Origin of the sequence: Neopusillimonas aromaticivorans (assembly GCF_030344915.1) — a bacterium.
Taxonomy (GTDB): Bacteria; Pseudomonadota; Gammaproteobacteria; order Burkholderiales; family Burkholderiaceae_B; genus Neopusillimonas; species Neopusillimonas aromaticivorans.
Genome location: NZ_CP128233.1, coordinates 830,547 through 849,520, shown reverse-complemented (window position 1 = coordinate 849,520; position 18,974 = coordinate 830,547). Strand labels below are relative to the sequence as shown.

At 55.1% G+C, this 18,974-nt stretch carries 22 protein-coding genes and 3 pseudogenes; all 25 read right to left on the bottom strand.

The features are described from left to right. Positions 1–21: 21 nt before the first annotated feature. The 25 genes and pseudogenes from N7E01_RS04495 to N7E01_RS04410 all read right to left on the bottom strand — a co-directional run bounded on the left by N7E01_RS04495 (position 22) and on the right by N7E01_RS04410 (position 18,954). Positions 22–1,176 carry an alginate O-acetyltransferase AlgX-related protein gene (locus tag N7E01_RS04495; protein ID WP_289174768.1) on the bottom strand — a complete coding sequence of 385 codons (1,155 nt, stop codon included), beginning with the start codon at positions 1,174–1,176 and terminating at the stop codon, positions 22–24. After that, the gene (locus N7E01_RS04490) at positions 1,176–2,594 is read right to left on the bottom strand and encodes an MBOAT family O-acyltransferase (protein WP_289174767.1); all 1,419 of its coding nucleotides are present in this window, start codon (positions 2,592–2,594) and stop codon (positions 1,176–1,178) included. Before N7E01_RS04490 ends, N7E01_RS04495 begins: the two co-directional genes overlap by 1 nt. Positions 2,595–2,606: 12 nt before the next feature. After that, positions 2,607–3,287 carry an alginate O-acetyltransferase AlgF gene (locus N7E01_RS04485; protein ID WP_289174766.1) on the bottom strand — a complete coding sequence of 227 codons (681 nt, stop codon included), beginning with the start codon at positions 3,285–3,287 and terminating at the stop codon, positions 2,607–2,609. A gap of 52 nt (positions 3,288–3,339) precedes the next feature. After that, on the bottom strand, positions 3,340–3,951 hold the full coding sequence (locus N7E01_RS04480) for an SGNH/GDSL hydrolase family protein (protein WP_289174765.1): 612 nt from the start codon (positions 3,949–3,951) through the stop codon (positions 3,340–3,342). A gap of 38 nt (positions 3,952–3,989) precedes the next feature. Further along, on the bottom strand, positions 3,990–8,156 hold the full coding sequence (locus N7E01_RS04475; RefSeq protein WP_289174764.1) for a cellulose biosynthesis protein BcsC: 4,167 nt from the start codon (positions 8,154–8,156) through the stop codon (positions 3,990–3,992). Continuing rightward, positions 8,132–8,677 (bottom strand): glycosyl hydrolase family 8, encoded by a 546-nt coding sequence (locus N7E01_RS19275; protein ID WP_434089553.1) that lies wholly within the window; start codon positions 8,675–8,677, stop codon positions 8,132–8,134. Before N7E01_RS19275 ends, N7E01_RS04475 begins: the two co-directional genes overlap by 25 nt. Positions 8,678–8,679: 2 nt before the next feature. Then, entirely contained in the window at positions 8,680–9,078 is a 399-nt protein-coding gene (locus tag N7E01_RS19270; protein WP_434089552.1) for a glycosyl hydrolase family 8, read from the bottom strand. Positions 9,079–9,110: 32 nt separating this feature from the next. Further along, positions 9,111–9,395 (bottom strand): annotated as a pseudogene (locus tag N7E01_RS18415) (glycosyl hydrolase family 8); the annotation flags it as partial. Between the two features lie 3 nt (positions 9,396–9,398). Then, positions 9,399–9,605 carry a hypothetical protein gene (locus N7E01_RS04465; protein ID WP_289174763.1) on the bottom strand — a complete coding sequence of 69 codons (207 nt, stop codon included), beginning with the start codon at positions 9,603–9,605 and terminating at the stop codon, positions 9,399–9,401. 92 nt (positions 9,606–9,697) lie between these two features. Continuing rightward, complete coding sequence (locus N7E01_RS04460) at positions 9,698–9,859, bottom strand: cellulose biosynthesis cyclic di-GMP-binding regulatory protein BcsB (protein WP_289175736.1); 162 nt, start codon at positions 9,857–9,859, stop codon at positions 9,698–9,700. Beyond that, positions 9,856–10,197, bottom strand: coding sequence for a hypothetical protein (locus tag N7E01_RS19635; RefSeq protein WP_491565775.1), 342 nt, complete (start codon positions 10,195–10,197; stop codon positions 9,856–9,858). The genes N7E01_RS04460 and N7E01_RS19635 overlap by 4 nt, the downstream gene beginning before the upstream one ends. 93 nt (positions 10,198–10,290) lie before the next feature. Beyond that, positions 10,291–10,517, bottom strand: a pseudogene (locus N7E01_RS19630) (hypothetical protein); the annotation flags it as partial. Positions 10,518–10,531: 14 nt separating this feature from the next. Next, on the bottom strand, positions 10,532–11,095 hold the full coding sequence (locus tag N7E01_RS19625) for a hypothetical protein (RefSeq protein WP_491565769.1): 564 nt from the start codon (positions 11,093–11,095) through the stop codon (positions 10,532–10,534). After that, a pseudogene (locus N7E01_RS19620) lies at positions 11,056–11,789 on the bottom strand (cellulose biosynthesis cyclic di-GMP-binding regulatory protein BcsB). Before N7E01_RS19620 ends, N7E01_RS19625 begins: the two are co-directional and overlap by 40 nt. A gap of 30 nt (positions 11,790–11,819) precedes the next feature. Further along, positions 11,820–12,647 carry a cellulose biosynthesis protein BcsQ gene (gene bcsQ, locus N7E01_RS04445; protein WP_289175735.1) on the bottom strand — a complete coding sequence of 276 codons (828 nt, stop codon included), beginning with the start codon at positions 12,645–12,647 and terminating at the stop codon, positions 11,820–11,822. Beyond that, complete coding sequence (gene bcsP / locus N7E01_RS18410; RefSeq protein WP_350494939.1) at positions 12,601–13,305, bottom strand: cellulose biosynthesis protein BcsP; 705 nt, start codon at positions 13,303–13,305, stop codon at positions 12,601–12,603. The genes bcsQ and bcsP overlap by 47 nt, the downstream gene beginning before the upstream one ends. Positions 13,306–13,337: 32 nt before the next feature. Next, the gene (gene bcsD, locus N7E01_RS04440; RefSeq protein ID WP_289174762.1) at positions 13,338–13,817 is read right to left on the bottom strand and encodes a cellulose biosynthesis protein BcsD; all 480 of its coding nucleotides are present in this window, start codon (positions 13,815–13,817) and stop codon (positions 13,338–13,340) included. Continuing rightward, a complete protein-coding gene (locus tag N7E01_RS04435) occupies positions 13,810–14,091 on the bottom strand; it encodes a hypothetical protein (RefSeq protein WP_289174761.1) in 282 nt (93 codons plus the stop codon). The genes bcsD and N7E01_RS04435 overlap by 8 nt, the downstream gene beginning before the upstream one ends. Positions 14,092–14,153: 62 nt before the next feature. Then, positions 14,154–15,395 (bottom strand): hypothetical protein, encoded by a 1,242-nt coding sequence (locus N7E01_RS04430; protein WP_491565774.1) that lies wholly within the window; start codon positions 15,393–15,395, stop codon positions 14,154–14,156. Next, a complete protein-coding gene (locus tag N7E01_RS19615; protein ID WP_491565768.1) occupies positions 15,355–15,672 on the bottom strand; it encodes a hypothetical protein in 318 nt (105 codons plus the stop codon). Before N7E01_RS19615 ends, N7E01_RS04430 begins: the two co-directional genes overlap by 41 nt. Beyond that, on the bottom strand, positions 15,605–15,787 hold the full coding sequence (locus N7E01_RS19610; protein ID WP_491565773.1) for a hypothetical protein: 183 nt from the start codon (positions 15,785–15,787) through the stop codon (positions 15,605–15,607). Before N7E01_RS19610 ends, N7E01_RS19615 begins: the two co-directional genes overlap by 68 nt. Next, positions 15,727–16,392 (bottom strand): cellulose biosynthesis cyclic di-GMP-binding regulatory protein BcsB, encoded by a 666-nt coding sequence (locus N7E01_RS19265; RefSeq protein ID WP_289174760.1) that lies wholly within the window; start codon positions 16,390–16,392, stop codon positions 15,727–15,729. Before N7E01_RS19265 ends, N7E01_RS19610 begins: the two co-directional genes overlap by 61 nt. After that, entirely contained in the window at positions 16,389–17,324 is a 936-nt protein-coding gene (locus tag N7E01_RS04420) for a PilZ domain-containing protein (protein ID WP_289174759.1), read from the bottom strand. The genes N7E01_RS19265 and N7E01_RS04420 overlap by 4 nt, the downstream gene beginning before the upstream one ends. Next, on the bottom strand, positions 17,303–18,622 hold the full coding sequence (locus tag N7E01_RS04415) for a glycosyltransferase (protein WP_289174758.1): 1,320 nt from the start codon (positions 18,620–18,622) through the stop codon (positions 17,303–17,305). Before N7E01_RS04415 ends, N7E01_RS04420 begins: the two co-directional genes overlap by 22 nt. Positions 18,623–18,624: 2 nt before the next feature. Continuing rightward, a complete protein-coding gene (locus N7E01_RS04410; RefSeq protein ID WP_289174757.1) occupies positions 18,625–18,954 on the bottom strand; it encodes a cellulose synthase operon protein YhjQ/BcsQ in 330 nt (109 codons plus the stop codon). Positions 18,955–18,974 lie beyond the last annotated feature (20 nt).

The following is an 18,974-nucleotide window of genomic DNA, read 5'->3' as shown; positions in this document are numbered from 1 at the left end:
ATTCATGGGGTTGGGGCGCCACTAAAGTGGCAAGGCCTTGTCATTGTTCAGCGGTGTTTCCAGGTCGCGTTCGGGAATTTCCCAGATCAGCACTTTAGGTGGTGTTTCCCTGAATGTACTGCTTTGCAAGTAATCATGGGCAGCACCCGAAAAGCCCCCGCCGTCTTTGGCAAGATTAGCCACAGGGGTTTCAAGCGCTTGTGACAGGAAATCGGAAAAATGGGATGTCCGTGAAAATGAACTGCCAATCAATGTGACAGTGGGCATGTTGTTGTTGCCGAAGAGGCCGTCTTCCGACAGTGGTGTGTCAGTTGGATGAGAGGTTGAGGTATTTTTGAACGTTAGTTCAGGGACTGTTTCGGAGGCCGGTTGAAGGTTCGTGGGAAGCCAGTCGAGGCCGGCCAGCCTGACCAGATCGCCTGGCCATAGGGTAGAGCCTTGAACTGCGGTTTCAAGTCGTTGCCAAGGTGTGAGTGGCTCTTTGGACGCGGCCTTTGCCGCTATGGCGACAGACTGTGCGGCAATGGCTGCACCTGCCAGGTTCCAGTGGGTGTCCGTGCGCAGGAATGTATTTTGTTTGGACTGACTCAATGGGTGACTCAGATCAACGGCACTTACACCGGCCGCCTTTAGCTGCGCTACCCAGTCTGCAGCCCGGGTTGTCATCCCTTCAGGGCGCTTGAGTGAACACAAGTGCTGGCTCATGATACGGCTCTTGTCGGGTACTACAGCGACAATCAGACGTATCTGCCGGTTGGCAAGGATCTGTTCAATTTTCTTGACCTGGTTCAGGCGGGTCAGACGGGCGGTTTCCCCGTCAGGGTGTGGCATCAACTCATCGGTTAGAAATAACCAGTTTGTACAGCCCTCCCGAACTTTAGGTCCCAGGTCACCCAGCGTTAGCCAACTGGCCGCACGTTGCAGCCTGGCCGCTTCAACCGGCAGAGCGACTTTTGCCAGATCTGCAGCAAAGTCACGGCTGGCGGTACCGTCGAGTATGTGTGAAAGGTCATTTTTTGACGCGCTTAACTCAGTACTATTGTCGAACAAACGGTCCAGATTCAAAGCGAACCCGATCAACATGAGCAGAGCCATCCCCACCGCTGCGATGGCTCCACCGGTTGATCCGGACACGCGGTAGTCTTGTGTGCGGTCAGCGGAATCTATAGGTTTCATCAGAACTGAAAATAAAGAAAAGGAGTGGATCCGCGACTGGCCAGCAGGCTGTACGATAACATGAAAGCCATCAGCGGCCAGATGCCCCGCAAGCTGCTCAAAGAGATTGCAAAGGCCTGGCGGTTGAACCAGGGTTGTGCCAGAGGCGCAACGACGCAAGCAATGCCGCCGATAGCCGCAAGCCAGTGGGCGGGTCGCCAGGCGAGTGTCAGTACGTCGCCGAGTGCCAGTGCGTTGAGTCCGAACTGGCCTTTGTACATGATCAGTGCATCATTGAAATCGGTTGCTCTGAACAGGGTCCAGGCTAACATCACGAACAATAGCGTTAGTGTGTGGGCCAGCGCGCCGGGCAGTGCGGGCCAGTTTGCCTCGTGCCAGAGTCGGTTCATACTCAAGGCCACTCCGTGTGCGAGGCCCCAGAACAGAAAGTTCCAGCTGTCCCCACCGTGCCAGAGGCCGGCAATGCCCATGGTCAAGAGCAGGTTTCGGTAGGTTTTCCATACACCGTAGCGGTTCCCTCCTAAGGGAATATATAAATAATCACGTATCCAACTTGACAAGGACAGGTGCCAGCGTCGCCAGAAGTCTTGTATGTTGCGTGCCAGGTAAGGATTGTTGAAGTTTTCCGGGAAATGGAAACCCATCATTTGTCCCAAACCGATCGCCATAGCGCTGTAACCGGCAAAATCGAAGAATAGCTGAAGTGTGTAGGCCCCGCATCCCAACCAAGCGTCAGCCATGCTGGGTTCTGGCAGGGCAAAAGCGATGTCTGCGATAGGGGCAAGGGTATCGGCAATCAACACTTTCATACTCATGCCGATCATGAAACGGCGGGCGCCCTGGCGGAAGTTTGCCCAATTCATTATCCGGTCGGCGAGATCTTGATGAACCCACTCATAACGAATGATCGGACCTGCTATCAATTGGCCGAACATGGCAATGTAGGCCGCAAAATCCACGAATGAGGGTTGGGCCTTTACCGTCCGGCGTTGTACATCCACAAGATAAGAAATAGCCTGCAAAATGAAAAATGACAGCCCCGCAGGCAGGACGATGCGTTGCCATTCAATTGGCATGGCTCCTAGCCAGATGGCAAGCTCGTTGTAGGTGTTGACAGAGATATTCGCGTATTTGAACCAGCACAAGATACCGACATTGATGATGATCAGCAGCGCCAGCCAGCGTTTCAGTTGTGTGGGACGTTCGGCGTTCCAAGCATTTTCCATGGCAAGTGCACCCAACCATGCAATGAATGTGATGCCAATCAGCAGCACCAGAAACATCGGGCTCCACCATGCGTAGAACAGCCAACTGCCCAGCAGAAGTGTTACGTTACGCCATGCGATTGGCGTCAGGCCATACAGGATGAAGAACCCCGGCAGGAAGAGCGTCAGGAATTCAAGCGATGTGAAAACCATGGGGTAATACGCTTAAAAGACCAGGTTGTCTGTTGCTGGGTAAATGCGGGTTCCCGAGGTGGTAGCGTCGGGCAACAGGAATATTGTGTAGCGTGTGCCCGCTGACAATGCACCCAGAGCTACCGGTTCATTGACGGGTACATTATTGCAGTAAAGCTGGATGTCCAGTTTCACCGGATTGATCATGCGTCTTTCCGACGCCGTACCTGCGGCGACTGTCTTGAACAGCTCCAGGTCACGGCCAGCCACTTTGATAGAGGCTTGTGTGCAGGTTGATGACAGGTTGTAGACAGCCAGCGAAGCTTTCAATGCATTGAAGTCGTCGGGTGTTTCCCTGATGGTGCTGATTTTCAGCGCATCGCCGGTGTCCGGCAGAGCGATCACCGTGACAAACTCACCCGCTTTAACAGTAGTTTCAGAAGGCGTGCTGCTGTTCGCACCGACGAAATCGCCTTTTAATGGTCGGTTGGCCGATACGGGCAAGAAGTCCGAGACAGGCTTCGCGACGGGCAGCGGCATCTGGTTTTTAGCTTGCCCTCCTTTGACGTTGAGTGGTGCATTGCTGCCATTGACAAAGCGGATGAAGGCCGAGTCCTCGGCGGGGCCCGTTTCGTAAAGCGGTATTTCGGTGGTCATGGCGGCCACCGGAGCCAGTGTGGCCAATAGCATGCCGATAGCGCGTAAAGTGATCATGGTTTTGGTTTCCTTAGATTCTGGACGACGGGCGCGGCGGCAATGGCTTGTGTTAAAGCATTGCCCCATGATTGATAACCGGGAGCTGTGAAGTGTTGGCCATCGACAGTAGGCCACTGCCCGGGCTTGGACAGATGGAGCGAGTTGATGTAATCGCAAGGCTGAACATTGGTTGCCAGGAAGTTGGATACCTGTTTAACCCTCGCGAAGTTTTTTTGTATTTTCCGCCCTCGGTTCCCCAGGCAGGGCCAACCCAGACACATGCGGTATTGCTGGCGGCAATGGCTTTGGTCAGTTGCGTGGTGTTTTGCCAGGCCCAGGTCTTCATGAAACTACCACCGCTGTAATTCGCAATGGTGTCGCCCATAACTACGATCACCAGATCGGGCTTTTCCTCGTTTAGCAGCCCTGTAATCGGACGGGTGGTGGCACTGTTGGCACTGAATGTTGGTTTGTCTGCGCCTTTACGTTCGCTTGCCCCACAATCGCCGGGTGTCGCCTTGAGCCAGTCAGCCGGGGTTGAACCACACACGCCGATGCTATGGACTACAGCACCTTGACGGGCAAGGCCGTCATGAAGTGTTGTGACAAGGTATTCAGGCGCGGTCAAGTGACTGTCCCCGATAATAAGGATGCTCAGTCCGGCCAGAACAGAGGTAATCATTTGTGTTCTCCGCGTCTTAGGTTGACGTTCGACGATTCTTAGTTGGCATAGGGTCCACGGTAGGGCTTGACCGGTAGGTCAAGATCACGCGAAGTCGGGTAAAAGTAGTAGCGCAAATAGAGTCCTCCACCCCATTGACGATAGTCCTTGGCGTTATTCAGACCCAGATGACTGCCCAGGATCAGATGGTCGGACAGGCGGTACTCTGCGGCACCCTGCAGGTTGTAGCTGAAACCCGTTTTGGTCTGTCCCGAGTACACGCTGGTGGCCCCGGTATAACCCATTGAACTGGCATATTGCGTTGCCGCCAGTGCCTGTGCCTGCAGCAGAGGGCTGGTGGGGAAGTAGTCTGCGCTGTCTTCCTTGAAGCGCTCAACGCCGATGGAGCCCTGCAGCTTGTAGGAAAGTCTGCCGCTACGTTGGGCCCAGGTGAATGGGATACTGATTGAGTACATCGATTGCGGGCTGAAATATCCCCCATGCCCGTATGTGAAGAAGCGTTGGTTTTTGTCGTAAAAGGTAGCGCCCAGGTTCAGTCCAGCGGTCAGCTGGGTGTTACTGTTGCGGACAAGATGCCAGTACATTCCGGCGCCAATGTTGGCGCGCGTGTTGTTGGCCACGTTTTCGCCGCGCAGTGCATGCCAGCCGCCATACGCGTAATAACCGAATTGGTTACTGTCTTGCCCAGCCTGTAGTTGTACGCCGGTGGCGGTGACGCCACCCCAGCTTAGGCCGCTATAGTTATCGGTTACTCCGGCGAACGAGGCGACGCTGTCTGTTACCGGCCGACGCGAAAGGTCAACGCTGTACCAGGTCCGGTCTTGTTCATTGAATGTGCCGTCGTACTTGATGCCGCCGATGAAGTTGGTTTCCTGGAAACCCAAAGGTGTCGTACCAGCGTCAACCCGTAGCCCTTGATATTCGTAAGCCACGGAGACACCAACCCCGCTGTCGCGTTGTTGGCCTGTTGGCGCGGCATTGTTGAGCGCCCGTGGGTCGCCAGTCTGGCCGTTGGCCACTACGCTGTCATAGACCGCAACCGCACCACCGCCAAATCGTTCGCGGCTGCTGTAGTCGTTACCCACGTCACCGGCCTTAATCTGGACGGCGGTGGCTTCGACAACCAGTTTGCCTTCCTGAACGGGCAGTCGCACTTGCAGGCTGGCTTGCCGGTCATCCAGCTTGCTAAGACCTTCCTCCCCATTGTTACTGCGGGCGGTAGTGGCCAGAGTGACTTCGGGATTACGCAAATCACGCAGTTCGGCCAGCTCTTGATTCAGGTTGTCCAGTTGGTTGGACGCGCTTGTTTGCAGAGGTGGGGCCGGGTTTGGCTGACGGCTTGCAAGGGCAGGCCCGAATGTTATGTTGTCGGGCCCTGCTACAACCAAGGGTTGTGGGGCGACTGTACGGACAGATTCTTGTATGCGTCCGGTATTTGCCTGTGAGGGCGCTTGATGCTGACCTTGAGTCGCCCTAGGTTGCAGTGACTCCGGGCGCTGCGCGGTATCGGATATTGCCGGTGCCTGAAACTGTACCGTATCTGATGGTGGTTGAGCCTGTAGGCGCTCAGTGCCTGTTCTCGGTGCTGCCATAGGAGCAAGCGCAGTCTCGTTTCCGATCCGGGGTTGGGTCATGGGGCGCTGAATTGTCTGGTTTTGAGTCAGGGCAGGTGCAGGGGCAGGTTCCTGGCGATGGGGCACGGGTGTCGTCGGCGTTGTCATGGCGACACGATTGTTTTCTGCGTCAACTGCTTCTGTCATCAGGTCCAGTGCTTTGCCACTTTTTCCCTGTGAACGATAGATTCGAGCGGCGTTTGCGAGCACTTCAGGGTTACGAGGCGCCAGTGTCAGTGCGCGTTCGAGGGCGGTATCTGCATAGGCCTTGTCACCCGTTCTTGCCGCAGACATGGCGGCTGCCAGTTGCAGGCTGGCGTTATCTGGGTCATTTTGCAAGAGCCGTTTATAGTAGGTTAGTGCTTGCTTGTCGTCACCACTGGCTGAATAAATGCGAGCCAGTGCAGCCAACGCTGCCGGATCGTCAGGGCGTTGTGACAGTGCGGGCATCAGAGTGTCGTAGGCCCGGGCAAGGTTGCCCTGTTCACGCAACAGGTCAGCCTGCCGAACGGTATGTGCGAATTGCAAGTTGTTGTAAAGGCTTTGTTGGTCAGGCGTCAACGAACGGGCCTGAAGCTCACGCATCATGGCACTGGCCTGTGGATCTTGTCCTGTACGGAGCAAAAGCCCGGCATAGGAAAGGATGGCATCCGTTGAGTTGCCACTGTTCTCGAGCTGGTTGCGCATCAGTGACAGGCCACGGGTCGTGTCGCCGGCGTCGACGTAGGCCGAGGCAATCGGGCCTGTCAGTGCCGGATCGTTGATGGCTTCAGGTTCAAGGCGTGCCAGTATTGTCCTGGCTTCCGTAAAGTTGCCGTTGCGAGCCAATTTCGATGCCTCGTCGGCTTTAACCAGAATACCTGCCCTGCGAGTCAGCGTGTTGATTTCGGCGCTGCGCTCGTCGGGACGAATGCGTTGTAATGCGGCATAGGCTGCAGGCCAGTCGTTCATCTCGGCAGACAACAATGCACTGCTATACAGTGCGTCGGTCATGCCAGGTTGTGCTCTGGCAAGGCTATCTACCAAATCCCGTGCTTCGGTGCGGGCACCGCGCTTCAGGTACAGCCGGGCCAAGTCCAAACGAATCCAGGGGTTGTTCGGATCGTCTCGTAGTGCCTGTTCAAGCGACAGTTGTGCCCCTGCCTGATCGCCGCGTTGTTGCGCTGCTTTGGCACGGCCTGTGGCAATGGCGGCACGTAGTTTGTTGATCTGGCCTGGGTCCAGGCGGCGATTGGTTGCCAGACGGGTTAACAGTGCAGAGGCATCATCTATTTTTCCCATTTGCGCAAGTGTATTTGCGAGGCCTTGCAGCGCTTCTATATCTCGCGGGTCGCCTTTCAGGGCTTGTCGGTAAGCTTGTTCGGATAGATCGGGTTTGCCTTCATCGGCAAATATACCTGCAACAATATTATGGGCCGCCGCACTCTTGTTATCGATCTTGATGGCTTGTTCGGCCAATGATCGGGCCTGCTCGAGGCGACCGTTCGATCGGGACCGGCTTGCTGCATCGACCAGCTTCCAGTACTGGACGAGCGTAAGGTTTTTCTTCCAGGTTGGCTTTTGCGCGGCAGCGTCACGCAGGAGCTGTTCCGCCTGGGTAAAGTTTTTCTGTTGCAGCCTGATAAGCCCCATTCCGCCAAGCGCGTCCGCATCACGTGGTTTTCGCTGCAAGATTGACTGAAAGGCTGTTTCTGCGTCGGCCAGTTGCCCAGCTTCCAGCGCGGAAAATCCTCGGGTAAGAGCAGGGTCCTGACGCGGTGAGGTTGTGCCTGTTCGAGTGCCGGCCGTTGCGGTTGCGCGGTTGGCATTTCCGGTCGTCAGAAGTTGTCGAATTTCTTCGTCACCAGGGTTGGCAGCCAGATAGCGTTCAAATGCTGCGCGGTGCTCATCTGGTGCAGGCCCGATCCAGGTCAACGCCGTACGCAGTGCTTCTGTTGCTTCACTGGCTACGGCCGGTTGAGCCGAAAGCCGTTGCAGTATTTGTAGCCCTTCACCACGGCGGTCTTCGGTGCGAATCAGGTGTTTGGCCAAAGCCATTTGGTTAATAAGATTGTTGGGTGATGAGCGCAAAACATCTTCAAGGCCCTTGATCGCGCGCGGTAATCCGTTGGAGCTGTAGCCCAGGTAGTTGTAATATTCTCGGGCCAGATTCCCCAAGGGCTGGCGACCCTGCAATACTTTGTCGTACTGGGCGATAGCCTGATCCATTTCTTGTGCTACAGCAAATGAGCGGGCCTTGTCCAGTTCAGCTTTAGGGCCTGGCTGGGCGAGATAAATTTCCTGCTCCAGCAAAGGGACCAGCGCATTCTTCGGTGCTGTATCGCGCAACTGCCCCAGGTATTGGTTGGCTTTGTCGAAATTGTCATCGTGCAGGGCAGCGCGTGCCAGGCCGTACAGGGCATCCGGGTTGTCTGGATCGGCAACGAGCAATTTTTCCCAGACCTCGGCGGCGCGCTTGAAGTCGCCGCGCGCTTGCCAATATCGGCCTTGTTCGAGAAGGGTGTTAAGTGCCGGAGCTTGCTGTGCCGTTGCCTGGACGGTCGCCAGTGAGGCCAACAGGCCCAAAGCTAGAGTGTAAGAGCGTTCGGACATAGGTTATCCCATTGAAGATGCAAGTCACCGGAGGCCGCAAAGCGGTAGTGCCCACGTTGCCAGCCGGTGCTGAACAGGTTCAGGACATGATCGTAATAAGAAGGTTGCAGCGATTTCTGACGTCTTTCGACGATCTGGAACTGCAGCAGTGAAGTTGCGCGGTTGTACTGTGCGTTCATCGGCGAGGGTTCTTTACGGGCATAAAAATATGGAACCAGTGCTGCCGAGAATCCGGCTGGCCCTGTGTTCTCTGTGATGCCCGTTTCTGTCTGGACTTTTTCGGGTGGCGCCCCGGTTTGGGCCACTATCATAGCCATGCCCCAAAGGGTATCCAGCAGACGTGCCGCCAGAGGGTCTTCGGCGGCCGTCAGCCCTGCCCAGAGATAGACTCGTATGGCATCGTAGCTGCCAATATCACCTTTCTCCGGGTCGGTTACAAATTGGCCCGCAGTCGTGCTTGATGCACCTTGATAGCAAACCCAGTCTGCTGCAAAGCCCTTTGGGCAGGTAGCCTCAAGCAAGGCTACTGTGTTAAGGGCAATTTCACCCCAGGGCCCCGGGGTGAAACGGATTCGAGTCTCCGAATCAGAGGAAGGGGAGTGTAGCTGGGGTTGAGTCGCCACAGATTGTTTTCGAGGCTGAAATGGCGTGGACCAGGAAGCAACACTTGTCCGAGACCAGGGAGTAAAGCGGTTTCCTGGGCTTCAACTTGCCGCAACAGGGCCATGGCGTCCTCGATGTAGTCGGGACGCTGCCAGCGTTTTCCAGCTTCCAGCAGCGAATAGATGAACCAGAGTTCAGCGTCTGATGCTGAGTTGTCATCCAGTATTCGCCATTGACCCTGATCGTCTTTGCCCCAAATCCATGCAGGCAGGTTTTTCGGATGTCGCCTGCCGCCAAATTGTGGACAGCCCAGTTCCAAAGGCGTTCAAAGGTGGAAGGATCGTTGGCGACCAAGGCAAAAAACATACCGTAGGATTGACCTTCGGAAGAGCTGTGTTGCTGGGCTGTACTGGCGTCCAGAACCCTGCCGTCATCTTGTACGAAATAATCGAGAAACAATTGCCATTGTGGCCATTCCACAGGCTGGCTGCAGCCGTGATGTGCAGCTTTGGTCGACTGAGCCAGGGTCACCCCTGCAGGTAATGCGCAAAGGCTTGCCAGAGATGCCAGAAGACGCCGGCGAACCGGTTGGCTTGGCAGGTATTCAGTGGTGAGGGGCAGTCCGGGTCGGAGCATGGATCAAGTCTCTTCGCGGGCAGCAACTGTGCGTTGTCCGAAAATTCGTCTTGCCAGGCGCCAGAGCAATACGGATATCACCAGTAGAGCGATACCTGCAACGGCCAGCATTTTCCAGCCAGGTTCGGTGGGTAGGTAGCTGCTCAGCTGCCATTGCCAGCGCTTGAATCGGTCAAGCTGGCCGGTATAGTAGGTTTGTGCAGCAACCAACTGATCGATTTTGCCTCCACGAACAATGGACAGACTACCGCCAACTGAGCCGTCGAAGTTTTCGTGGGCAAGGATGGCCTCGGCGGCCTTTTTCAGACCAGCCCCTCGTTGCTGGCAACCAGTACCACGCTGCGCCCAGGGGTTTTCGGTGATTCGAAGCCTGCCAGAATGGCACTTGTGCTTTGGCTGTTGTAGGCGATCAGACTGCGTTGCGGCACATCGTTGTCCCGCGGGTCGGGGGTTGGCCACTTCAGGGCTTTATAGAGCAGGTCCGAGGTACCCAGCCGCTTGCCATCAGAACCAGTATAAGAGCCGTCAAGATAGGCATCCCAGTAGTCAAGTGAATTTTTTCAGTAGCGACAGCCACGACCAGCAGGTCTTTTCCGGCGACAGCATCGATATTTTCCGTGTTGGTCACGGTAACCGCCAGAGCAGGGTAGCCCGTTGAATCACCCATCAGGCCCATCAAGTCAAGATAAAGCCCGATTTCATCGGCTGAAGGCTGCTTGCCCATGACAACGGCCGTTTCAGAAAGGTCGGCCAGGCGAGTGAAGGGCCAGCCACTATTGGCAAAGGCTGACAAGTCGGGCATGGCCTTGAAATGCGGGTAGGCTGTCAAGTCGATGGTTGATTCAGGATCGATGTAGCCCCGTGTATTGTCAATGATGATGTCTCTGCACGCCCCTTGCTTCACATAATCGTACATGTAGCGAAACTGCAGTTGGGCTTGAGGGATCAGGGTTTCCAGTGGAACTTCCAGCAGGGCACTGGACGGAATGTCCTGATCTGACAAGGCTTCTGTGCCGGCGACCTGTTCAGTGTAAAGATCGTCAATCGCGAACAAAGGCATTGACTTCATGAATAAATCGTTGACGCTGAACAGGAGAGACGAGTTCACTGCAGTGGGCTGGGGGTGTAGCGATAGTTCAGTTTGATCGGAACTTTATTCTCACGCCAGCCAAAAAGATCAGGGGTACCCGGACATTGATGCGGATCAGATCGGGGCTGTAGCCAGAAACATTCAGACGGGCTTTGTCGATCAGCTCACCAAAGGCAACCGGTCGGTCGGTGCGCAACCAATTGGGCGCATCGTAGGGGACGCGGGGCTTGATGTCGGCAAACTCCGTAATGACGGCACTTGCACCTGTTAATGTTTGATTGCCTGCAGCCAGCGCGATGGCTGCTTGTTTCAGCTCTTTACCATCCCGCCCCATAACCAATAGAAATTTGCTACTTGGGTCTTGTGGGTTAGACCTTACGGCCACTGTCGGGCCTGTAAGGGGAGCGTTGTAAAAATGACTGGCCTGATTGGCACCATTGATGAAAATGATGGCGTGTCCACTGGCTGGCGCTACGTCTTTGACGACAGGGAAACGGACCCCGTGCTCGCTTGCCAAGCTGCCTAACCAGGACGAGAGGGCACCGGCGCCTTCCAGCACGCTAGGGTCTGTCATTCCACTGAAAACGAACGGCAGTTCGAGTGGCTGCATGCCTCGGGGGTCAAAAAAGGCAGGGGTAGCAACGCCAGGTCGTCAGGTAGTGGCAGTGGCGCGATTGCGAGTTCCAGAGTGCTGCGGTTGCTGATGTTGGCCCAAAGGCTGGTGTGCAAAGGATCTTCGCATTCGAGGGTGTAGTGGCCGATGAGTTGTAAGCGCAACTGGTTCAGTGCGGTGATCAGGTGGGCAGGTAATGCGATAGTTTTTTGCAGGGCCTGCCGGCCGTATCGACGGGTAACGGGATAGTTGCCGCAATTTCATCGTTCAGTAAGACATTGATGTGCGACAGGTCAGGTAGCAGGGATGGAGAGTAGGCATAGGAGAGGTTGAGGCGAGCGCTGCTGACAACTTCATCCGTGCGGATACTGAAGGGCAGGGTGTTGCTGGCATCGATGCCACGCAGGTTTAATGGATATCGGGCGCCAAGTTCTTCGAAGCTCAACGTCAAGTTTGGAATGAATGGTGGGGCTACGGATGCTGCCGGAATGGCCTGTTCGACCGGTGTGCTGTCGGAGCCAAGGGGTTCAGTAGAGTCCGTGACGACGGTTTCGGTTGTGGTGGCGATTGCTGCATCTATAACTATGCCCAGCAAAAAACAGGTTACGGCCAGTTTTTTGAGGAACGAGCGTCCAGCGGTGCGGACGTAGAGGCCTGTTGATTCGGTGCGGGGAGCCGTGAAAAAGTTCATTCGAGGCATTGTCAATCCATGTCGTGAGGGTCAAGCCGGGGATAGTTCAGGGCTTGCTTGTGTCAAAATCCATGAGGTCCAGGACATGAAATCTTTGCAAGCAGGACTTTCCGGACTGCGTTCGATCAGGGTTTTGCCCCAGGCGAGCGCCTCACCCACACTTGGGTCAAACTGCACTAAACCGATAGTTTTCCCGGGAAGTTGTTCGCGCATGGTTTCTACGACGTCATTACATAGTGTTCTATTGACGTCAAACTGATTGACAAGGTAGGCGTAATTGATGAAATTGTCGCGCTGCAGACAGAACGCCCGGATTAGTTTTTCCATTTGCGGCAATGTTGCATAAGAGGCCGCATCGGCGAGCGTGACTACGATAACGAGCTGGGCGGCGCTGAGCGCCTGCTGCAAATAGACAGACGGACCAGGTGGCGTGTCAATGACGACCATGGTGTCGGGTGATAAAGGCAGGCTGTCAAGGCTGCGCTGCAACCAGTCGGGATCTGTCGCCAACAGGGCTTCAAATTCTTGCCGGTCTGATTCGTTGACGATTCCGTAGGGCAAAATGGCAAGCCCTCCGTCGACTTGGTGGGCTGTTTCGCGCCAGTCACGTCCCTCCAGGGTTGCACGTGAAAGGCCTTCGATGGTGTCGTTCTGGCCGCCGAAATGCAGGTGCAGTGCATTCTGAGGATCCAGGTCAACCCCAAGTGCGGGCAGGCCCGTATTGAATAAGGCCATGGCCAGGTTGGCTGATATTGTGCTTTTGCCAACGCCACCTTTAGCGGAAACGATTGCTATTTTTTTCACACCTGCCTCATCCGCGACGTACTGGGAAACCGGGTGATGGGCTGCTGCCGGTATCGCTGGTAGACGCGATTCGGTTGAACAAGCTCTTCAGAGGGGTGGCTTCAGGTTGGCTTGGTGCGACCGGTGACCGTGTTTCTGGCAGCGGACCGGGGCGACTCATAAATGCGCAGGCAGGTGCAGAGACGGGCACTGCTGTGGGAATAGTAGCGGGCGCAGGTTTCTCGTTTTGAACTGGGGCCTGTGGGCGTGCGGAAAACAGGCGTGCGGAAGGGCTTGTGCTTGTCGCTGCGGCAACCGGACGGGCAACCTCTGAAGGTTGCGGACGGGCGTCATATGCTGCAGCTCTGAACCAGGATGTATTCGAAGGTTCGCTCGGAGCGTAAAGCGCTGAAGACTGGGTTTCTGACAAAACCTGCACTGCTGGTGGAATCTGTGCCTGCGGCAATGATTGGGCCTGCGTTTCGGTTGTGCTCTGATCGTCTGGTGCGTCTGTTAGTGTCGAGAGCCCGGCCGAGTTCCGGCTGGCCGCCTCCCTGAGAGCGTCGGATATCTTTGCGGGTGGGACCGGGTCTTGTTGCAGGCGTATGGCATCAAGCAACGGCCAGCGATGACGAGCCCCTTCACTAGCCTCTGCGCGCGCAATTTCTTTGTATTGCGTGGGCTGGCCATTGAACTGGCGAAATAGGTTTTGGATGTCTGTGTCCTGACTCATGTGATGCTCCGGTATTCAGGGTGTCATGCTGGTTAGCCGATACCGCGATCGGGAGTGTGTCGTTCCAGGCGGTACTCTACCGTGCCCAATTCGGGGTCAAGCCCTGATTGGGAGAGTCGTAACGAACTGTCAGCGCCGGATTGATGCAACCAGGTTTCGTACACGCCTTCAAGAAAGCCGGTGGACCAATTCATGTTTTCAGGAAGCATGCTGATTTGTAGTGGTGAAAGGTAATGACGGATGATCAGACACGCATTCTCTTCAGTTACCATGGCTGATCCCCAGTTGATGGATTGCCAGAATCGGTTGATGGCTTGTTCGAGTGCGGGTAGTGTTGGGCAGTCGGGTAAGGGGTGCTGTTTTGCAAACCGCTGACCGGTGCGACGCAGTAACCAACGCAGATTGGTTGTGGTCAGATTTTCAGTTAGCTCTTGAGCAAAAATACCCATGAAACTGCGCCATTGCACCGAGCATTGCTGCATGCTCAGGAAATTGAGGACGTCGTTATCCATGGCATACCCCGGTTGATGTGTTCAGTGTCTGGGAGCCCTTGATGCTGAGTAGGTCGGGTTTGGCCGCTAAAGTGGGCTCCCTGTTATCGACGTTCTGGATGAACGGACGCGGTAGCGGGTGTAACTGCATGGCATGGTTGCCTTCGGTGGCAAGGCGGAGCTGCGAGTTTCCGGCTCGCATTCTTGAGGCATAACCTTGCGTGCGGGTGTGCACTGCAGGTGCCGAGAGGCGCAGTACCGTATTACCCGTTTCGATTCTAGTAGAAACTTGCAATTTTTTAACCCTTTTGGCGTATTTACATGCGTAGCGAAGTGTTTTGTTGTGCAGTGTTGACTTTAGTGCCGATTTTGCTCTTTGAGCCGCTGTTCCGCCCGTGACCTGAGGCTGACGTACATCAGGATGCCGAGGGTGAATGTCGCCAGCAATGCAAGTCCGGCCAACAGCAGTGGATGTCCTGTAAACCAGGTAACAGCACCTCGTAGAGGGCTCAGGTTCCCGTTGTGATAACGGGTTGTATTGTCCAGTGTATACACGTGGTTTGTATCGAAGCCGACCATTGATCCTTTGATGTCGGGAATTATTTCCCGGTCAATCAGTGCTTTTGTTGCGATATTGAGCTGACCAGGTTGGTTGGCCGCAAGTACGATGACACTACGCCCGGTCGAAAGCGGTGACTCGAAACCGGTCAGGGTTGATTTGATCGTGGCGATGCCGGTTCCAGGCGCAGTATCGGATATTCTTGGGTCAAATTGTTGGCTTAGCCATTTCGCGATCGAGTTTTCGCCGGCGGTTGACTGGGGGTTTGGCATGAGGTGATGCCAGGCGCCCAATTTGGTCTTCAGATCGCCAGCCGCAATGATCAGTATGTCTTTGTCGTTTAGGGACTCGAGTTGTCTTGGGTTTGCGACCTTAACGTGGGTGGCAGGGTAGCCAGTCGAAGCAGAGATGCTGCCCATGAGTGTCAGGTATGCGCTGTGTTCTTCAAGGCTGGCATCTGGATGCATCACCACTGCAGTTTGTGAAAGATCTGCAAACTTCGAGAATGGAAAACCTGCATTGGCAAATGCGGCCATGTCGGGTAAAGCAATGAAGCGGGGCAGATGCGAAATGTCCAGTGTGGACGTCGGGTCGATTCTGCCTGCAACCGCATCAGTCGGCACGTCTTTGCATTCGCCGCGTGTCAGATAGTCATATTGAAAATAAAACGTTAGCTCTGAGTTTGCTGACAACGTATCGACAGGAAGCCTCAAGGATGAGCTGTACCAGGCGCTTTGCTGATCCGGGTCAAGCGTTCTACGCACCCTTGATGAAATGTCAAGCGGGTTGTCGGCCGAGTCCAGTGCGATTGTGGAAAGGGGCACGCCGTTCAGGCTGGCTAACAAGCGGGAATCCATCGCCTTGGGTCTTGGCGTGTAGTGGTAATTCAGTCTTGCCGGAATGCCGTCACCGTCTGGGTCATAGAGATCTGGTGGGAATCGCAAGCCCACCCGGATCAGGTCAGGGTAAACCCGTTGACCTGCATTGGCCCGTACTGAGTCAGCTGTCCGAACTGAACAGGCTTGTCTGCGGGTACCCAGCGCGGTGCATCATAGGGCTCTCGGGGGCAGGAACTTTCAGGCGGGTAACACTGGCGCGAGGCCCGGTCAGCGCTCTGTCTGCAAGCACAAGCGATAATGCCGCCTGCCGTGTGGTAGCGCTATCAGGCCCTCGAATTATCAGAAGTCGTGATGCCGGGTCGGAAGGGTGGCGGTGAATGGCTACTTCAGGCACATTGGTATCGGCCAGCTCAAGATCGGGAATCGGGTTCCCCCGCAGCAAGTATGACGGCATGCCCGGATGCGGGTAGCGTTGCATGAAAGACGGGAAAGAAGGCACCGCGGTGGTCTGCCAGGGCACCGAACCAGGACGCTACGATACCGGCCGCTTCAAGCGTGGCCTCATCAGGGGATGTGGGCAAGATGAAGGCAATTTCCAGTGGGCGGTTCGAACGCTGGTTGAAAAATGGTTCAGGTAGATCGTCAAGACGGTCATCCAGCGTTTTTGGCGCGTGACCAGCTGCAGACTGGTGGTATTGCTGATCTCGGCCCAAAGGTTGGGGTGGCGGGGGTTTTCGCAGGCCATACTGTAGTGACCAATCAACTGGAGGTTGATCTCGGAATCGGGACCAAGCCATTGGGCCGGCAGTTCCAGGCTTTCCTCAAGGAGTTTCCCCGCATCGTCTTGTCGGATCGGCAGGGTTGTTATGTGTTTTCCATCAATCTTGACATTAATATGGGACAGCCCGTCAAGCAGTGTGTCGGAGTGCGTGTAATTCAGATGCAGTATTGCGGACGTTGTTTCCAGGTGTCTGGGCAAGTTCAGTCGAACGCCGTAGGTGCCATCGACGCCTGATAGTTTGAGTGGGGCATTGAAGCCAAGGTCTTCCAATGTATAGCGAAGGGCAATTTCAGGCGAAGCAGCCGTCTCGCCCACCACGGTTTGGCCAACAGTTATGTTGGTGCAGAACAGTGACAGCAGGCTCAGCAGAGCGACGCGTGCACAGTTGAGCAAGGTAGGCCATCCAGCATGTGTCATACCGAGCCGTCTCCGGTGTCCGGTTTGGTGTCGATGGCTGGTGCTGGCGGTTGTTTGCCGATGGCCTTTCTCAGGGCAACCAGTGTTGTGGTGCCGGTCAGGCGTAGGGCAAGGCCAATGCCTCTGATACCAATGTTAAAAACCTCTCTGAGTGCTTTCAACGGGGCATCGGGTGCTGTTTTGTCCCAGGTTGATGCCCACAGGTCAGCGCGAGCGAAGGTCATTTGCGTGTACTTGAATGTTTGTTCCGGGGTTAGCGGATCGAGCCTGACGCCCATGCGTTGTCCGTGGCGCAGAACGACCGTGCATGGCACACAGGCCTCGTCATCCCCGCGCAGCAGGGTGACTTCGACGCGTGTGCCCATAGCGATATCGATGTCTTTGGGCAAAATGACGCCTAGCCCTTGTTCTGAAAAGTCATTGGTATCACAGTGATACGCCATGCCGTCAGGCGTGCGTACTATGGCCGCCAATGCCGCTGAAACTCGTGGCGATTGGCGGATCTGGCGACTTTCCAGTGAAACGGCCACGCAGGCCCCGGAGAGCAGAATGTTGAACAGCGTCCAGAGCATGTTCATGATCGTTGTCATGAACAGGTCAGCATCGTCGTAGTTAAGAATCAGCATGGACACCCCAACGATCAGGCCGGCCAGGTTCAGCGTAAGTAGCACCAGATACGGTCTGGCGATGTCGGCATCAAGGTACGAGTTTTTGATGATGCCGCCTTTGGCTGTCACGTTGAAGCGAGCTTTGTTTGGGTTGATGAATGTATAGAGTACAGGCCTGACGATATACCAGGCCAGAACAGACTCATAGACTTCATTCCAGAATGAATGCCGGTATTTACCTTGCAGCTTCGAGTTGGTCAGATTGCTTTGAATAATGTGGGGCAGGGCGTAGGCGGCAATCATCATGGCTGATGCCTGGAACACTTGAGCACCGAAAAAAGAAATGCGAGAGGTGCGGTCAGGAACACCAGCCGTGGCAGGCCGAAGAAAAAGTGCAGCATCGCGTTCAGGTAGCACAACCGTTGACCCAGTTTGAGTCCGGGGCCGAGTAAAGGGTTGTCCACGCGTGCAATCTGGGCCATGCCTCGAGCCCACCGGATGCGTTGGCCGACGTGAGCTGACAAGCTTTCTGTAGCCAGTCCAGCAGCTTGCGGGATGCCAATATAGGCGGTGTTGTAGCCTTTACGATTGAGCTTTAGAGCCGTGTGTGCGTCTTCTGTAACCGTCTCCACGGCAATGCCGCCGATTTCATCAAGCATGGTGCGCCGCAAAATGGCGCACGAACCGCAAAAGAAAGATGCGTTCCACAAGTCGTTGCCCTCTTGCACAACACCATAGAACAGGTTTCCTTCATTGGGGACGGACTTGAATGTGTTCAGGTTGCGCTCAAACGGATCAGGCGAGAAAAAGTAGTGCGGAGTTTGCAGCATTGACAGTTTCGGATCACGTAAAAACCACCCCATAGTGAGTTGAAGGAATGAACGAGTAGGTATGTGGTCACAATCGAAAATTGCTACAAATTCGCCGTTTATTTTTTCCATCGCGGCATTCAGGTTTCCTGCTTTGGCATGCCGGTTATTGTCGCGTGTCATGTAACCGCAACCGATCTCTTTACATAATTGTCTGAAATCTTCCCGTCGGCCGTCGTCGAGCAGATACACTGCAAGTTTTTCTGAAGGCCAGTCCATCGCCATCGCAGCGAAAATGGTTTGCCGGACGACGCTGATGGGTTCATTGTAGGTCGGGATCAGCACGTCGACACTTGGCCAGGTTTTGACGTCGTCTGGCAGTGGGATAGGCTTTCGGTGCAGTGGCCACGCAGTTTGAAGGTACCCCAGCAGCAGTACTAACAGGGCATAGATTTCGGCCAGCAACAGACCATAGCCAAAGGCGGCATCCAGCAGCGTTTCAAAACCAATCGTTTCCGTCATTCGCCAATACATGTAGCGTAAAGACGCCAGTGTCGAAAGCAATATCAGAATGTGTGATACGACGCGGCTGTCGATTTTGCGCAGGGCCATTGCAGCGATCAACATGACAGCGGAAAACAGTAGCTGCGGCCAGAAACCGAGCGGAACGATAACCAGGATACTAAAGGCTGTCAGCGCCAGTATGAATACTGTTGCTTGAGCCAGTCGACTGCGCCAAAGTGGGAGGTCGACAATTCGTAGCAGGATCTTGTTGATGCGTGTCCGCCAATCGGTAGGTGTTATTGTTGTCATAGCTACCTCGTCGGGGTTTCGCTCAGGGTGCTTTTGATCCGGTCCGCGCATGTGATGATGTCGTGCGCTGCTTGGGAAAAAGGGGCAAAGTCCAGGACATTCTGCCTGCTGGCCAGTGCTTCACGCATGAATTGATCGGTATGAATACGACCAACAACATCGGTTGAGAACTCATGCTTGATGATATCGGTAATGTCACGTGCCAGTGTCTGGCCGCTATTGGCCTGGTTGACAACATATCTGGCGCCGATGAAGTCAGTACGCTGTCGGCTATAGTTGTCCAGCAGACGCTCCATGCCGGGCATGGCTGCGTATGATGCGATATCGGGCAAGGTGATGATCAATGCCAGCC

Bases quoted from the DNA above. Each gene is read 5' to 3' on its own strand.
- N7E01_RS04495 (WP_289174768.1), bottom strand. From the start codon at position 1,176: ATGAAACCTATAGATTCCGCTGACCGCACACAAGACTACCGCGTGTCC.
- N7E01_RS04490 (WP_289174767.1), bottom strand. From the start codon at position 2,594: ATGGTTTTCACATCGCTTGAATTCCTGACGCTCTTCCTGCCGGGGTTC.
- N7E01_RS04485 (WP_289174766.1), bottom strand. From the start codon at position 3,287: ATGATCACTTTACGCGCTATCGGCATGCTATTGGCCACACTGGCTCCG.
- N7E01_RS04480 (WP_289174765.1), bottom strand. From the start codon at position 3,951: ATGATTACCTCTGTTCTGGCCGGACTGAGCATCCTTATTATCGGGGAC.
- N7E01_RS04475 (WP_289174764.1), bottom strand. From the start codon at position 8,156: ATGTCCGAACGCTCTTACACTCTAGCTTTGGGCCTGTTGGCCTCACTG.
- N7E01_RS19635 (WP_491565775.1), bottom strand. From the start codon at position 10,197: ATGCCCGACTTGTCAGCCTTTGCCAATAGTGGCTGGCCCTTCACTCGC.
- N7E01_RS19625 (WP_491565769.1), bottom strand. From the start codon at position 11,095: ATGCAGCCACTCGAACTGCCGTTCGTTTTCAGTGGAATGACAGACCCT.
- bcsP (WP_350494939.1), bottom strand. From the start codon at position 13,305: ATGAGTCAGGACACAGACATCCAAAACCTATTTCGCCAGTTCAATGGC.
- bcsD (WP_289174762.1), bottom strand. From the start codon at position 13,817: ATGGATAACGACGTCCTCAATTTCCTGAGCATGCAGCAATGCTCGGTG.
- N7E01_RS19615 (WP_491565768.1), bottom strand. From the start codon at position 15,672: ATGCAACGCTACCCGCATCCGGGCATGCCGTCATACTTGCTGCGGGGG.
- N7E01_RS19265 (WP_289174760.1), bottom strand. From the start codon at position 16,392: ATGACACATGCTGGATGGCCTACCTTGCTCAACTGTGCACGCGTCGCT.
- N7E01_RS04415 (WP_289174758.1), bottom strand. From the start codon at position 18,622: ATGACAACAATAACACCTACCGATTGGCGGACACGCATCAACAAGATC.